General features: G+C 61.9%; 10 protein-coding genes and 1 pseudogene. 9 read left to right on the plus strand and 2 right to left on the minus strand.

Features of this window, described 5'->3' with window-relative positions:
* On the minus strand, positions 1–281 hold a 281-nt coding region (locus tag BM019_RS13720), incomplete at its 3' end, for a helix-turn-helix domain-containing protein (RefSeq protein WP_139217367.1).
* 211 nt (positions 282–492) lie between these two features.
* On the opposite strand from BM019_RS13720, the gene BM019_RS13725 reads away from it, so the two are divergent.
* Positions 493–978: a hypothetical protein gene (locus BM019_RS13725; RefSeq protein WP_092418589.1), complete on the plus strand. Its 486-nt coding sequence runs from the start codon at positions 493–495 to the stop codon at positions 976–978.
* 47 nt (positions 979–1,025) lie between these two features.
* Here BM019_RS13725 and BM019_RS13730 read toward each other — a convergent pair whose 3' ends face one another.
* On the minus strand, positions 1,026–1,526 hold the full coding sequence (locus tag BM019_RS13730; protein ID WP_028682184.1) for a DUF3916 domain-containing protein: 501 nt from the start codon (positions 1,524–1,526) through the stop codon (positions 1,026–1,028).
* A 698-nt stretch (positions 1,527–2,224) separates the two neighbouring features.
* On the opposite strand from BM019_RS13730, the gene BM019_RS13735 reads away from it, so the two are divergent.
* The 8 genes and pseudogenes from BM019_RS13735 to BM019_RS13770 all read left to right on the plus strand — a co-directional run bounded on the left by BM019_RS13735 (position 2,225) and on the right by BM019_RS13770 (position 12,759).
* Positions 2,225–4,816, plus strand: coding sequence for an EAL domain-containing protein (locus BM019_RS13735; RefSeq protein WP_239691073.1), 2,592 nt, complete (start codon positions 2,225–2,227; stop codon positions 4,814–4,816).
* Positions 4,817–5,248: 432 nt separating this feature from the next.
* Positions 5,249–6,838, plus strand: a complete 1,590-nt coding sequence (locus BM019_RS13740) for an amino acid permease (RefSeq protein WP_092418591.1) — start codon at positions 5,249–5,251, stop codon at positions 6,836–6,838.
* The gene (locus tag BM019_RS13745; protein ID WP_092418592.1) at positions 6,838–8,127 is read left to right on the plus strand and encodes an NAD(P)/FAD-dependent oxidoreductase; all 1,290 of its coding nucleotides are present in this window, start codon (positions 6,838–6,840) and stop codon (positions 8,125–8,127) included. Before BM019_RS13740 ends, BM019_RS13745 begins: the two co-directional genes overlap by 1 nt.
* Before the next feature lie 209 nt (positions 8,128–8,336).
* Complete coding sequence (fabV, locus tag BM019_RS13750; protein WP_016704607.1) at positions 8,337–9,533, plus strand: enoyl-ACP reductase FabV; 1,197 nt, start codon at positions 8,337–8,339, stop codon at positions 9,531–9,533.
* Positions 9,534–9,746: 213 nt separating this feature from the next.
* Positions 9,747–10,466: pseudogene (locus BM019_RS13755) on the plus strand (ADP-ribose pyrophosphatase); the annotation flags it as partial.
* Positions 10,467–10,668: 202 nt separating this feature from the next.
* Positions 10,669–11,055, plus strand: a complete 387-nt coding sequence (locus BM019_RS13760; RefSeq protein ID WP_009043551.1) for an HvfA family oxazolone/thioamide-modified RiPP metallophore — start codon at positions 10,669–10,671, stop codon at positions 11,053–11,055.
* A gap of 65 nt (positions 11,056–11,120) precedes the next feature.
* Positions 11,121–12,005 carry an HvfB family MNIO-type RiPP peptide maturase gene (locus tag BM019_RS13765; protein WP_092418593.1) on the plus strand — a complete coding sequence of 295 codons (885 nt, stop codon included), beginning with the start codon at positions 11,121–11,123 and terminating at the stop codon, positions 12,003–12,005.
* The gene (locus BM019_RS13770) at positions 11,998–12,759 is read left to right on the plus strand and encodes an HvfC family RiPP maturation protein (RefSeq protein WP_092418594.1); all 762 of its coding nucleotides are present in this window, start codon (positions 11,998–12,000) and stop codon (positions 12,757–12,759) included. Before BM019_RS13765 ends, BM019_RS13770 begins: the two co-directional genes overlap by 8 nt.
* The last annotated feature ends 805 nt before the right edge of the window (positions 12,760–13,564 follow it).

Here is a 13,564-nt window from a genome sequence, read left to right on the forward strand (position 1 = left end):
GTAGAGGCTGCTCGCCCTAGCAGCGCGGCCATGGAACGGATCGAGTTACCTGCCACCACTGCACGCGAAATCTCTTCGCGCTCAGCCAACGTCAGAGCCAATCTGGACCTGCGGCGTACAGCGGGTCTGATACCGCCTGTTTCCGCCAAGATGCGCTGTATCGATGAATGGTTTCGATCAAATAGTTGGGCTATGTGCTGGAGAGAGTCGCCTTTCTGCCAGTGATCCCACATCAGTTTTTTCTGGCTTTCGGTGTAATAGATCCGAGGTCTCTGCTTCATCTGCAACACTCCTTCTGCTTACACAGAATTTAGTTGTGTTGCATCGACCGGTTGAATCCACAGCCGAAAGCAGCCCTTAGAAAAGTTACAGTTCTTGATCCATTTCTGCAGGTCAGATCTTGTGGATGTTGGGCGGACAGCTCTAAGGGATAGGTATTTTCAGACAGGCACTCGACAGGTAGTCTGAGCCACCCAACTACGTAGCAGCGCGATGGACATCAATCTACTGAACGAATCCATGATCGGCCATTGGCGTATTCCCTCGGGTGTCTGGCAATGCGAGTTCCAGTTCGGGAGCCGATTAATTTACGTCCAGCATCACGATGATGAGCTCCCCCATGCCAGGCTTATCGAGGCGCAACGTGTGGTCAACGCCGCGTGGACTGATTTGCCCCAAGCCCTAAAGTTTGCCGAGCAGCACTGTAAAACGCAGATGCCTGAGTTGATGCGGCTTTATGAGACTCATATGCCGTGGGAGTCTCCGTTGTATGTGTACTCGATCCACTTCGATCTCGACTCACCTTACCCCGGCTATACCATTTCCAAGAACCTTGATTTCGATTGGGGTCGTACCCTGGTCGATGAAGACGACCTGTGTATGAGTCACAACGTCTGCATGAAGCTGCATGAGCCAGGGGATGACTTTTGGATTTACATCAAGCGCGTGGGCTTTCAGCAATTTGAGCTTGGCTATTAGCCTAGTGATCAACTATCAACTAAGGGTCTGTTCCTGAACCTCGTTGATCAGGCACGCTCCCCAATACACCACCACTGAACTTCAACCTCATCATCGCTTTGGGTTACATCATGCCCATGCTCGATGAATGACTCGGGTATATCCAGGGCAAGCTTGTGGCTCAGGCTTATTGGAGCGAGCGAATTATGCTGCCCCAGAAAACTCAGGTAGTACTCACGGTCATAGAACACCGTTACTTCACTTTGGTGCAGCCAGGGCCATACCAGTAGGCAGGCGACGCGGTAGTAGCCCTGGCTGCGATCCGCAGCGCGGGAAAGATGGTTCGCTGCTTCGAGCAGTTGCTGAACGCAAAACGCCTGCAATTCGATACGTGCCTGCGGACCTTCAACGAGGGTATTGAGCACTGGAATTTTCCAGTGCGTGTAGCGCTGGCGTTCATCAATGTGAGGATAGAACTCACCGCTAAAGCCCGCGGCCCAGTACTCCAATGCGCGGAGACGGCGGGGGATGCCTCGGAGCTTTTTGTTACTGAGGAGTAATCTTCGCAAGGGATGTCCTTATGCTATGCGGTGACACTGACGGTTTGGGTGCTCATTGTAAGCTGCTAAGCGATCAGCGTTTTCGGGAGTTGATATTGGAAATATCCGCTCTTGAAAGCTGCCCGGCATGGGCTTTCATTTTTGACGGTTTGCGCAAATAGCCTGATGTTTTTCTGTTTGGCTCGACATCCTTTTTAGCAATCCCGGAAACGGTCCAACCACAATCCCCGCTTCACCCATACCGAAAATACGAGAGGCAAAAAATCTTGGAATAGCTCGGCGAAATAACCCTATAAGCCGTCCGCCCCTTTTCTGCATTCTGGCAGCAACCATTGAGCGTCCATCAGTTGCAGTTCATCTGCTGTCCAGTGGTCTCATGAACAGGTCTGGCTCTTCGTGAAGCCCTGAAATCTGGCACATCGAACAACCCGGTGACTAAAGGCCCTCCACAAGCGGACACTACGGATTGCATGGCCTTGGCGAGGGCCGGCGCGGGCAGACCGGCGTTCGCACGGTTTTCCATGGGCCGGCCACTTCGCGGCTATTCTCTAATTTCAGGTCGATGGCCTAAAGATCCATGTCCACGCCTATGGCCTGATGTCCTGCTCGCCCGGGTAAAAACGCTTTTCTCAGCCTCGCTGAGCCGTGTCGGGTGTTGCTTCGAGGACGGGCCCCTCCAGTTCGAGGGCGGTTAATGGCGCTTCACGGTGATCAGGGACGATGACAGTGAGGGCATGCATGCAGTGGCGGCCATGGATATGAGCGTCGGGTCAACGACCGGAGAAGAGGCGGCGGACTTTTTCGTGCAGACCCTGGAACAGGCCAACGATGCCGTGGTGATCATTGACGATCACAACCAGGTGGTGTTCTTCAACGCGGCGGCCGAACGTTTCTGGGGCTGTCCACGGTGCGAGGTGCTGGGCAGCGACGTCAGCACGCTGGTGCCGATCCCCATCCGCTCGCGGAATGATGGCGAGACCGGGGTCAACAAGATCATCGGCACCAGCCGCGATGTGTGCATCACGCGCAAGGATGGCGAAGAGCGCTGGGGCGCGATGGCGATCTCGAAAATCACCCTGCAGGGGCGCATTTTGTATGCCGCCTTTTTCAAGGACGTGACCCAGACGCGGTTGAAGGATATCGAGCAGCGCTTGCTGTCGATGTCAGTCAATGCCAGTAGCTCGGCCACCTGCATCGTCGACGCCGACGGCCGACTGATCTATATCAACGACGGGCTGGTGCGCTTGCTGGGGTATTCCCGCGAGGAATTGCTGGAGCGCTCGCCGCAGATGTTCTTCGTCACCGATACCCCGGGCCAGGCCCAGGCCGACGAGCTGCAACTGGAGAGCATCCTCAGTGGCCAGCCCCATGAAGCCTGCGGCCTGATCAGCAAGCGCAACGGCCAGCGGCTGTGGGTGCAGGTCTGCTCGGCGCCGGTGTTCGACGCCGGCGGGCGGATCGGCAATATCGTCATCGTGTTCACCGACATCACCCGTTCCAGGCTGCCCGAAGTGCTGCAGGACAAGGTCATCGGCGCCTTGTTGCAAGAGCAGCCCCTGGAACGCGTGTTGATGCTGCTGTGCCAGGAAATCGAGCGCCTGGCGCCGGAGGTCATCGTCTCGATCCTCGGCGTGGACCCGCAGGGGCTGATGCACCCCCAGGCCAGTCCCGGCTTGCCGGCCGACTATTCCCAAGCCATGGAGGGACTGCCGATCGGGCCCGCCGCCGGTTCCTGCGGCACCGCGGCCTTTCGCGGCGAGCCGGTGCTGGTCACCGATATCGACACCGATCCGCTGTGGGCCGATTATCGTTTGCTGGCGCAGCGGGCCGGGGTGCGGGCCTGTTGGTCGATCCCGCTGCGCAACAGCGCCGGCAGGGTGTGCGCGACCTTTGCCCTGTACTTTCGCGAGCGCCGCAAGCCCGATACCACCCATGCCCATCTGATCATGACCGGGACCCTCCTGTGCATGCTGGCGCTGGAGCGCGAGGAGGCGCGCCAGTCGATCCGCCACATGGCCTTGTCCGATGCCCTGACCGGCTTGCCCAATCGCAGTTCCCTGCTGGTCGAGGCCAACCGCAGCATCGCCGAGGTGGCCCTGGAGCAGGGCGAGTTGGCGGTGCTGTATGTCGACCTGGACCGCTTCAAGCAGGTCAACGAGGCCCTGGGGCATGCCTCGGGCGATGAGCTGCTGCAGGTCATGGCGCAACGGCTGCGCAGCGTACTGCGCGAGTCGGACATCGTCGGCCGGCTGTCGAGCGACGAGTTCGTGCTGGTGCTGCCCCGGATGAACGCCACCCGGGTCACGACCTTTCTCGAACGCCTGATGCCGACCCTGGGCGCCCCGGCCGATATTGCCGGGACCGCCGTGGTGCCTTCGGCCAGTGTCGGCGTCAGCCTGTACCCCAGCGACGGCCAGGATATGGAAAGCCTGCTGCATTGCGCCGATATCGCCATGTACCAGGCCAAGCGTACCGAGCGCGGCGGTTTCAGGTTCTTCCTCGAGGAGATGGACCAGCTCGCCCAGCAGCGCCTGCAGCTGGAGACGGCGCTGCGCCAGGCCCTGACCAGCGACGGCCTGCATCTGGTCTATCAACCGCAGATCGACTTGCGCAGCAACGGCCTGGTCGGGGTCGAGGCGCTGGCGCGCTGGGAGCATCCGCGCCTGGGCACTATCCCGCCCGCGCAATTCATCGCGCTGGCTGAGGAGTGCGGGTTGATCAACTATCTCAGCCAGTGGGTGCTGTGCGAAGCCTGCGAGCAACTGGCGCGCTGGCGTCGATCGGGCATCAGGGTGCCGTCCATGTCGGTCAACCTGTCGCCGATCAACTTCCACAACCTCAACCTGGCGGCCCTGATCGCCCGCCAGTTGCAGCGTTGCGGCCTGCAGCCGGCGGACCTGTGCGTGGAGGTCACGGAGGGCGTTTTCCTGTGCAGCAGCCCGACCACCGAGCAGACCCTCCAGGATCTGCACACCCTGGGCGTGCGCCTGGCCATCGATCACTTTGGCGCGGGCTATTCCAGCCTGGGCTATCTGCGGCGCTTGCCGATCAACGAGCTGAAGCTGGACCAGAGCTTCGTCGAGGAACTGGAGCACGACGCCTCCTGCCGCGCCTTGAGCGAGGCGGTCATCGGCATCGGCAAGGGCCTGTCCCTGCGGGTGATCGCCGAGGGCATCGAACACCCCGCGCAGCGCGACATCCTGCAGGCGCGGGGCTATGACGTGGGGCAGGGCCAGCTGTTTTCCTCGCCATTGCCGGCCCGGGCGTTCGGGCAGTGGTTTGTGGGTTGGCAGAGTTAGCCGGCCGGTCGATGGGGCAGCGCCGCGCTCCAGGCGGATGCGAAGTGGACCGCGACGGGCCTGCGCACGACCCTTTCTTTTCCTTCTTTCCAGGGCCGCTGCGGGCATTGCCCGGTGCCAGGCGTGGGCGTGGTCATTCAAACACTATGTTCTTTAAGTCAAGTTGTTAGCGTGTAGGGATTTTCTGTTTTATGCCGTCGAAAACCAATTAAACCTGACGGTTTGTTAGATGTTTAGTTGTGGGTATTTAGTGTTTCTGATTATTGGATTTTGTAACTGTTGGCGTATTCCGTATGGGACTGATGTGATTCGGGAAAATCATTTGTCAGCGGTATTTTTGTGGGCTTTAGTGGGGGTGGAAAACAATTCGCGAACACTTCCAAACAGCATGATTCAATCATGGGTGGTTTAAATATAATAAGAAGGTAAGCCATGACAGACTCCACAAAAGTGCCGGCTGCGTGCGATACAGCGGGCGATTTTCATAATGAGAAAACCGCCGGCGGACTGAAAAGAACCCTGACGCCCCGGCACCTGAATATGATCGCCATCGGCGGCTGCATCGGTACCGGGCTGTTCGTCGCCTCGGGTTCGACCATTGCCCAGTCCGGGCCGGGCGGCGCGCTGCTGGCCTTTGTGGTCATCGGCGCCATGGTGTTCTTCCTGATGACCAGCCTCGGTGAACTGGCGTCCTGCATGCCGGTTACCGGTTCGTTCTCGACTTATGCCTCGAAGTATGTCGATGAAAGTTTCGGCTTCGCCTTGGGCTGGAACTACTGGTATGCCTGGGCGGTGACCGTTGCAGTCGATCTGGTGGCCGCGCAGATCATCATGGCTTATTGGTTTCCGGATGTGCCGGGGTATATCTGGAGTGCGGGTTTTCTATTGATCATCAGCGCACTTAATATGGCCTCGGTGCGCTTGTTCGGTGAGTCCGAGTATTGGTTCGCCCTGATTAAAGTCATCACTATCCTGCTGTTTATCACGGTGGGCATTCTGATGTTGTTCGGCATTCTGAGCGGCGGCGAAAATGCCGGCCCCAGGCTCTGGTTGATTGGCGATGCGCCGATTGTCGGCGGCCTGGGGGCCTTGGTCGGGGTGGCGATGATCGTGGGGTTTTCGTTCCAGGGCACCGAGTTCGTCGGCATCGCCGCCGGTGAAACCCGGGACCCCGGGAAAAACGTGCCGCGCGCGGTGCGGCAGATCTTCTGGCGGATCCTGCTGTTCTACGTGCTGACCATCCTGATCATCGGCCTGTTGATTCCTTACAACGACCCGAGCCTGTTGAGGAATGGGGTGTCCGATATCCGTGTCAGCCCCTTCACCCTGATCTTCGAACGGGCCGACATGCTCGGCGCGGCTGCGGTGATGAACGCGGTGATCCTGACCTCGGTGCTGTCCGCCGGGAACTCCGGCATGTACGCCTCCTCGCGGATGCTCTACAGCCTGGCCCTGGAGGGCAAGGCGCCGGCGATCTTCGCCCGTTTGAGCGCATCCGGCACCCCGCGGTGGGCGCTGCTGGCCACGGCCACGGTGGCGGCCTTGTGCTTCCTGACCTTCATCTTCAGCCCGGGGCAGATCTATAACTGGTTGCTCAGCACCTCGGGCATGCTCGGCTTTATCGCCTGGCTGGGCATTGCGGTCAGCCACTACCGGTTTCGTCGCGGCTATGTGCGCCAGGGCCATGACCTGGGCAATCTGCCCTATGTGTCGCGGTTCTTTCCGTTCGGGCCGATTTTCGCCTTTGTCCTGTGCCTGTTCGTCACCCTGGGGCAGAACTATCAAGCCCTGCTCGGCGACTCGATCGATTGGGCTGGGCTGACCGCCACCTACATTGGCCTGGTGCTGTTCCTGGCGATCTGGCTGGCGCACAAAGTTGTCAGTAGATCCAGGTTCGTCCGGTTCGATGACATGAGCTTTTCGATGATTCGCAACAAGTCCGAGACTTGCCCGCCGCTGGAATCGGCTATGAATGAGAATGCGGGTCTTCCTGTGCGAATGACCCAGGTCGGAGCCAAGTGATGAGTCAGGATTTTCTCGAAAGTTATTACCAGGCCACGATTGAAAAGACCGCCTATCCGGCGCTTGGCGGCCGGGTGGAAACCCGGGTGTGCATTCTGGGCGGCGGGCTGGCCGGGCTGTCCACGGCGCTTGGCCTGGCCGAACGCGGCGTAACCGACGTGGTGGTGCTGGAATCCCACACCGTGGGGCACGGCGCCTCGGGGCGCAACGGCGGTTTTGTATTCGGCGGCTATTGCCTGGGCAATGCCGAGCTGCTCAAGACCCTGGGCCGCGAGGAAGCGCAGCGGCTCTACCGGCTGACCATCGACGCGGTCGAACTGATCCGCCAGCGCGTCCGGCAATACGACATCCAGTGCGACCTGACCGACAGGGGCGTGCTGCTGGCCAACTGGTTCAACGACCCGGCGCGTCTGGAAAAGCCTCGGCAGCTGATGAAGGAGGTCTATGGCGTCGACTGGCAGTATGTGGCGCCGGGCGAGTTGCGGGAAAAGCTCAAGACCGAGCGCTATTTCGGCGCCTTGTTCGAGAGCAATGCCTTTCACTTCCACCCGCTCAAATATGTGTATGGCGTGGCGGCGGCTGTCGCCGGCTACGGCATCGATATCCACGAACACTCCGCGGCCCTGGCGATCGAGCAGCAGGGCGGCAAGTACCTGGTCAGGACCGCGGGTGGCGAAGTCCTGGCCGAGCAGGTGGTGTTCGCCGCGGGTGGGTATTCCCGCGGGCTATACCGGCCGGTGGAGCGGGCGACGCTGCCGATTGCCACCTATGTGGTGGCGACCGAACCCCTGGGCGAGCGTTTGCGGGAAGCGATCAACTGCGAGTCGGCCATTTACGACACCCGCTTTGCCTTCGACTATTACCGCCCACTGGCGGACAGCCGGATCCTCTGGGGCGGGCGCATTTCCATCCTCAATCGGGGCCCGCAGGCGATCGCCGGCTTGCTCAAAGCGGATCTGGTCACGGTCTACCCGCAATTGGCCGACGTCGAGATCGAGTACTCCTGGGGCGGGCTGATGAGCTACGGCCGCCAGCAGATGGCGCAGATCGGCCAGGATGACAACGGCGTGTGGCATGCCGTGGGGTTTGGCGGTCACGGCATGGCGCCGACCACGGTGGCGGGGGAAGTGCTGGCGGATGCCATCGCCAAGGCCATTCCGATTCCCCGGGGCTTTGGCCAGTTTGGCCTGGTGCCCACCTTTGGCTTGGCCGGTCTGGTCGCGGCGCAGGCGACCTATACCGCCTATCAGGCCCTGGATGCCTACGATGCCCACCGTTTGAACAAATGACCGCAGCTTCTCCCGGGCCATACAGGTCATGGAGCAATCTCAGCGTTTTCTGGCCCAAACCCCGGAATGAACTTATGCTGGCGGGCAAATCTGCACTCATTGAAAACCCAAGGCGTGACGCGAGGACGTTCCGAGCGTCTACGACTTGAACAAGTGACGCTGCTGCAGCCCGTATTGGCTCTTGGCATATTGAAATTGGGAGATTGTGTATGGTCATCAAACCCCGCGTTCGCGGCTTTATCTGTGTGACGACCCACCCGGTCGGTTGCGAAGCCAACGTCAAGCAACAGATCGACTACGTCACCGAACAAGGCACCATCGACGCTGGGCCAAAGAACGTACTGGTGCTCGGCGCTTCCACCGGCTACGGCCTGGCCGCACGTATCACCGCCGCCTTCGGTTGCGGCGCCAACACCCTGGGTGTGTTCTTCGAGCGCGGCAGCGTTGACGGCAAGCTCGGCACCGCCGGCTGGTACAACACCGCGGCTTTCCACAAGTTCGCCGAAGAAAAAGGCCTGTACGCCAAGAGCATCAACGGCGACGCCTTCTCCGACGAAGTCAAGCGCCAGACCATCGAAACCATCAAGCGCGACCTGGGCAAGATCGACCTGGTGGTCTACAGCCTGGCCGCTCCGCGCCGTACCCACCCGAAAACCGGCGAAGTCCTGAGCTCGACCCTCAAGCCGCTGGGCAAATCGGTGACCCTGCGCGGTGTCGACACCGACAAGGAAATCGTTAAGGAAACCACCCTGCAGCCAGCCACCCAGGAAGAAATCGACGGCACCGTGGCCGTGATGGGTGGCGAAGACTGGCAGATGTGGATCGACGCGCTGCACGAAGCCGGCGTCCTGGCCGAAGGCGCGAAGACCACCGCCTTCACCTACCTGGGCGAGAAGCTGACCCACGACATCTACTGGAACGGTTCCATCGGCGAAGCCAAGAAGGACCTGGACCAGAAAGTCATCGGCATCCGCAAGGAGCTGTCGGACCTGGGCGGCGACGCGCGGGTATCGGTGCTCAAGGCCGTGGTGACCCAGGCCAGCTCGGCGATCCCGATCATGCCGCTGTACCTGTCGCTGCTGTTCAAGGTCATGAAAGAGCAGGGCAGTCACGAAGGTTGCATCGAGCAGGTCTACGGTCTGTACAAGGACAGCCTGTACAACCCGAACCCGATCATCGACCAGGAAGGCCGCCTGCGTGCCGACTACAAGGAACTGGAACCTGCCGTCCAGGACCGCGTGAAGCAGCTGTGGGATGAAGTCACCAGCGAAAACCTCTACCAGATGACCGACTTCGCCGGCTACAAGCAGGAATTCCTGCGCCTGTTCGGTTTCGAGATCGACGGCGTCGACTATGAAGCCGATGTCGATCCGGACGTGAAGATCGCCAACCTGATCCAGGTGTAAGCGAACTTAATGCGTCATCGCCAACGCCCCTCCCATGAGGGGCGTTGTCGTTTCTGCCCGGGCTGTGCGCAGGTTCAGGCCGCTGCCTGTCAACGGTCGGCTTGGGTTGGGATCGACATCTGGCGCATCACTCGTGTTGAATGTCGGCCCATTGCCAAGGGGGAAGACCATGCAAGCCGCACCCGTGCGCATCACCGCCGAGGAGATGCTCTCCGCATGCCGACCTACGTCAACGACCACAGCGGCTACCTGATCGAGACCGCCGCCGGTCTGCTGGACAATGCCAGCCCGGAGGAGCGCATCCGCCTGGAAGCCGAAGAGGAAACCGGCTACCGCGTCGGCGCGGTGGAGAAGGTCTATGAAGCCTTCATGAGCCCCGGCTCGGTCACCGAGCGCATCCACTTTTTCATTGGCGAATACTCCCCCGACGACCGTATCGGCGACGGTGGCGGCCTGGAGGAAGAGGGCGAGGACATCGAGGTGCTGGAGCTGGGTTACCAGCAGGCGCTGGACATGGTGCGCAGCGGCGAGATTGTCGACGGCAAGACCATCATGCTCCTGCAATACCTGGAACTGCGCCTGATGCCGCCGCGCCGCCTGACGATCCTGGTGGCCGCGCCCCGGTACTCGGCAACCGACGATGCGGCGGCGCTGACGCAGCAGGTCGCCAGCCTGGACGACTGGGCCGCGCGGCTGTTCGAGGCCGGGCACAGCCCTGTGTTCGGCCAGTGGCTGGGGGTGGCGGCGGGCGAATCCAGCGCTGCCGACGAGTTCCAGGCGCGTGCGCGGCATCAGTTGCAGCGTTGCGACGCGCTGCTGCGGATCGGCGGGGCCTGCGCCCGTGCCGATGCCCTGGTCGCCATGGGTGAGCAATTGGGCCTGCCGGTCTACCGTTCGCTGCAGGACATCCCGCGTTGCACTTCGGCCAGTTGAGCCAGCGCTCAACTGGCCGATTGGCCGACGGCCTTGTATCGGAGTGTGTATCGGCCCGGTGCTGATACACCTGCTTGTCCTGGCGCCGGTTGCGCACACAACCCGGATACACCCCGAGGATTAACTACGTCCACCCGCCAGCACCGAGCTTCTCGGTGTCGGTGGCGGGAACCGTTAATCAATCCATCGAAGGGGTATCAGCATGTTCAAACTCTCCAATGTTTCCAACGTCGCGCTCGGCCTGGCGCTGGTCGGCGGCCTGGGCCTGTCCACCGCCGCTTCGGCGCTGAGCATGACCGAGCTGTCCCAGGGCTACACCCTGGCCGCGGCCGACGGGGTCAAGACCTCGGCCGAAGGCAAGTGCGGCGAAGACAAGTTCGCCAAGACCGACACTAACCACGACGGCAAGGTCTCCCGCGAGGAGTTCATCGCCGCCGCCCCCGAGCGCGCCGCCGAGTTCGACAAGATCGACGCCAACCACGATGGCGCCATCAGCCTGAGCGAAGCCAAGCAGTACCTGGCGGCCAAGGCCGGTTCGGCCGAAGGCAAATGTGGCGAAGGCAAGTGCGGCGCGGCGATCGAGTCCTGATCGGCGGTGGCGGGGGGCACCCGGGTGCCCCCCGGTTTTTTCCGGGGCAACCAGGAGATTGACCCATGCAACCCTCTCACAGCGTGTTATCTACCCAGGCTCCGCGGCTGCCCGTTTCGGCAACCGTGGGGCTTGGCTTGCGTCGTGCCTTGCTCGACTCATTGCATACGGCGCCTGCGGGCGCTTTTGACTTTCTGGAACTGGCGCCGGAAAACTGGATCGGCATCGGCGGTGCCCATGGCGCCGCGTTGCGCGCCCTGGCCGAGCGCTACCCGTTGAGTTGCCACGGGCTGTCGTTGTCCCTCGGTGGCCCGGCACCGCTGGACCTGGGGTTCCTGCGGGAAGTGCGGCAGTTTCTCGAGCGTTTTAATGTGCCGCTGTACAGCGAACACCTGAGCTACTGCGGCGACGACGGGCATCTCTACGACCTGCTGCCGCTGCCGTTCACCGAAGAGGCGGTGCGCCATGTCGCGGCGCGCATCCGCCAGGCCCAGGAGGTGCTGGGCCGGCGTCTGGCGGTGGAGAATGTCTCGTACTACGCCGCGCCGCGCCAGGACATGGACGAGCTGGCGTTCACCAACGCGGTGCTGGCCGAAGCCGATTGCGACCTGTTGCTGGACGTCAACAACCTCTACGTCAACTCGGTGAACCACGGGTTCGAGCCCCAGGCCTTTCTTGCCGGCCTGCCGCCGGAGCGGGTGGTGGCGATGCATGTGGCCGGGCACTACGACCAGTCCGACAGCCTGAAGATCGACACCCACGGTGCGCCGGTCAAAGCGGTGGTCTGGGCCTTGCTGGCGCGCGCCTATGAGTTGTTTGGCGTGCAACCGACCCTGCTGGAACGGGACTTCAACTTCCCGCCATTCGCCGAGCTGCTGGGCGAGCTGGACAGCATCCGCCAGTTGCAGGCCAGTGCCTGCCAGATGCAGGGGAGGCTGGCCCATGGATAAGCCGCTGATCGCCCTCGACGCCCAGCAACAGGCCCTGACCGCCTACCTGCGCGACCCCGAGCACCGGGCGCCGCCCGCCGGGATGGACCGCACGCGGGTGGAGATTTACCGCGAGCTGGTGTTCGACAACCTGCAGTCGTTGCTCAGCGGTACTTTTCCAGTGCTGCGTTCGGTGCTCGGCGAGGCGGATTGGCGCCGGCTGCTACGGGTGTTCCTGCGCGAGCACCGCTGTGCCACGCCAAAGTTCGGCGAGATCGCCGGCGAATTCGTGGCCTGGATGGCTTCTACGCCCGCCGGTTTGCAGGACGGCAGTTGGCCGGCCTTCATGGTCGAACTGAGCCATTACGAGTGGATCGAAATGGCCCTGCAACAGACCGAGGCCGAACCGCTGCCGGTCAGCGACCCGGAGCTGCTATTGCGTCGCCCACTGCGCCTGTCGCCCCTGGCCTGGCCGCTGGTCTACGCCTGGCCGGTGCAGCGCCTGGGCCCGACCTGGCGTCCCAGCGAGCCCGGGGCAGCACCGACCTTGTTGCTGATCTGCCGCGATGCCGGCTACCGCGTGCGCTTCTCTGAACTCAGCCCACTGGCCTGGCGCCTGCTGGAGCGTATCGAGGCGCTCCCCCAACTCCACGGCCGCGCCCAGTTGCAAGGCCTGGCCCTCGAAGCGGGCATCGACGACCTCGACACCTTTCTTGCCAATGGCCAGAGCCTGCTGCGACAACTGCACGGCCAAGGCGCTATCGGCCCAATGTAGCCGCTGGCGCAGCCTGCGATCGGCGGCGTAGCCGTCGTAAAACCTGGTTGCACGTTGTCCCAGGCACACCGCGTTGCCTGGGTTTTTGCGTCTGCTGCGCAGCCGATCGCAGGCTGCGCCAGCGGCTACAGGGATATGCGTCTGTTATCGAACGTTGCCTGTGCAGAAACACCAACGCTGTGGCGCAAGCTGCGGCTGTTTTGCAGCAATCGGCGGTTCAATCCGATACGTGCTTGAACAGATGCCGGCTCCAGCCGTTATTGGCCCGATGTAGCCGCTGGCGCAGCCTGCGATCGGCGGCGTAGCCGTCGTAAAACCCGATTGCACGTTGTCCCTGGCACACCGTGTTGCCTGGGTTTGCGTCTGCTGCGCAGCCGAGCGCAGGCTGCGCCAGCGGCTACGGGGATATGTGCCTGTTATCGAACGTTCCCTGCGCAGAAACACCAAGGCTGCGGCGCCAGCTGCGGCTGCTTTGCAGCAATCGGCGGTTCAATCCGATAGACGCTTGAACAGATGCCGGCTCCAGCCGTTATTGGCCCGATGTAGCCGCTGGCGCAGCCTGTGCTCGGCGGCGTAGCCGTCGTAAAACCCGGCTGCACGTTGTTCCTGGCACACCGCGTTGCCTGGGTTTGCGTCTGCTGCGCAGCCGAGCGCAGGCTGCGCCAGCGGCTACGGGGATATGTGCCTGTTATCGAACTTCCGCCGTAGAAACGCCAAAGCCGCGGCGCCAGATGCGGCTGCTTTGCAGCGATCGGCTGTTCAATCCGATAGGCGCTTGAACAGATACCGGCTCCAGCCGTTATTG

The organism is Pseudomonas sp. NFPP07, from assembly GCF_900115645.1.
GTDB lineage: Bacteria > Pseudomonadota > Gammaproteobacteria > Pseudomonadales > Pseudomonadaceae > Aquipseudomonas > Aquipseudomonas chlororaphis.

Coding starts and splice junctions, on each gene's coding strand:
- BM019_RS13725 (WP_092418589.1), top strand. CDS start 493: ATGGACATCAATCTACTGAACGAATCCATGATCGGCCATTGGCGTATT.
- BM019_RS13740 (WP_092418591.1), top strand. CDS start 5,249: ATGACAGACTCCACAAAAGTGCCGGCTGCGTGCGATACAGCGGGCGAT.
- BM019_RS13745 (WP_092418592.1), top strand. CDS start 6,838: ATGAGTCAGGATTTTCTCGAAAGTTATTACCAGGCCACGATTGAAAAG.
- fabV (WP_016704607.1), top strand. CDS start 8,337: ATGGTCATCAAACCCCGCGTTCGCGGCTTTATCTGTGTGACGACCCAC.
- BM019_RS13760 (WP_009043551.1), top strand. CDS start 10,669: ATGTTCAAACTCTCCAATGTTTCCAACGTCGCGCTCGGCCTGGCGCTG.
- BM019_RS13765 (WP_092418593.1), top strand. CDS start 11,121: ATGCAACCCTCTCACAGCGTGTTATCTACCCAGGCTCCGCGGCTGCCC.
- BM019_RS13770 (WP_092418594.1), top strand. CDS start 11,998: ATGGATAAGCCGCTGATCGCCCTCGACGCCCAGCAACAGGCCCTGACC.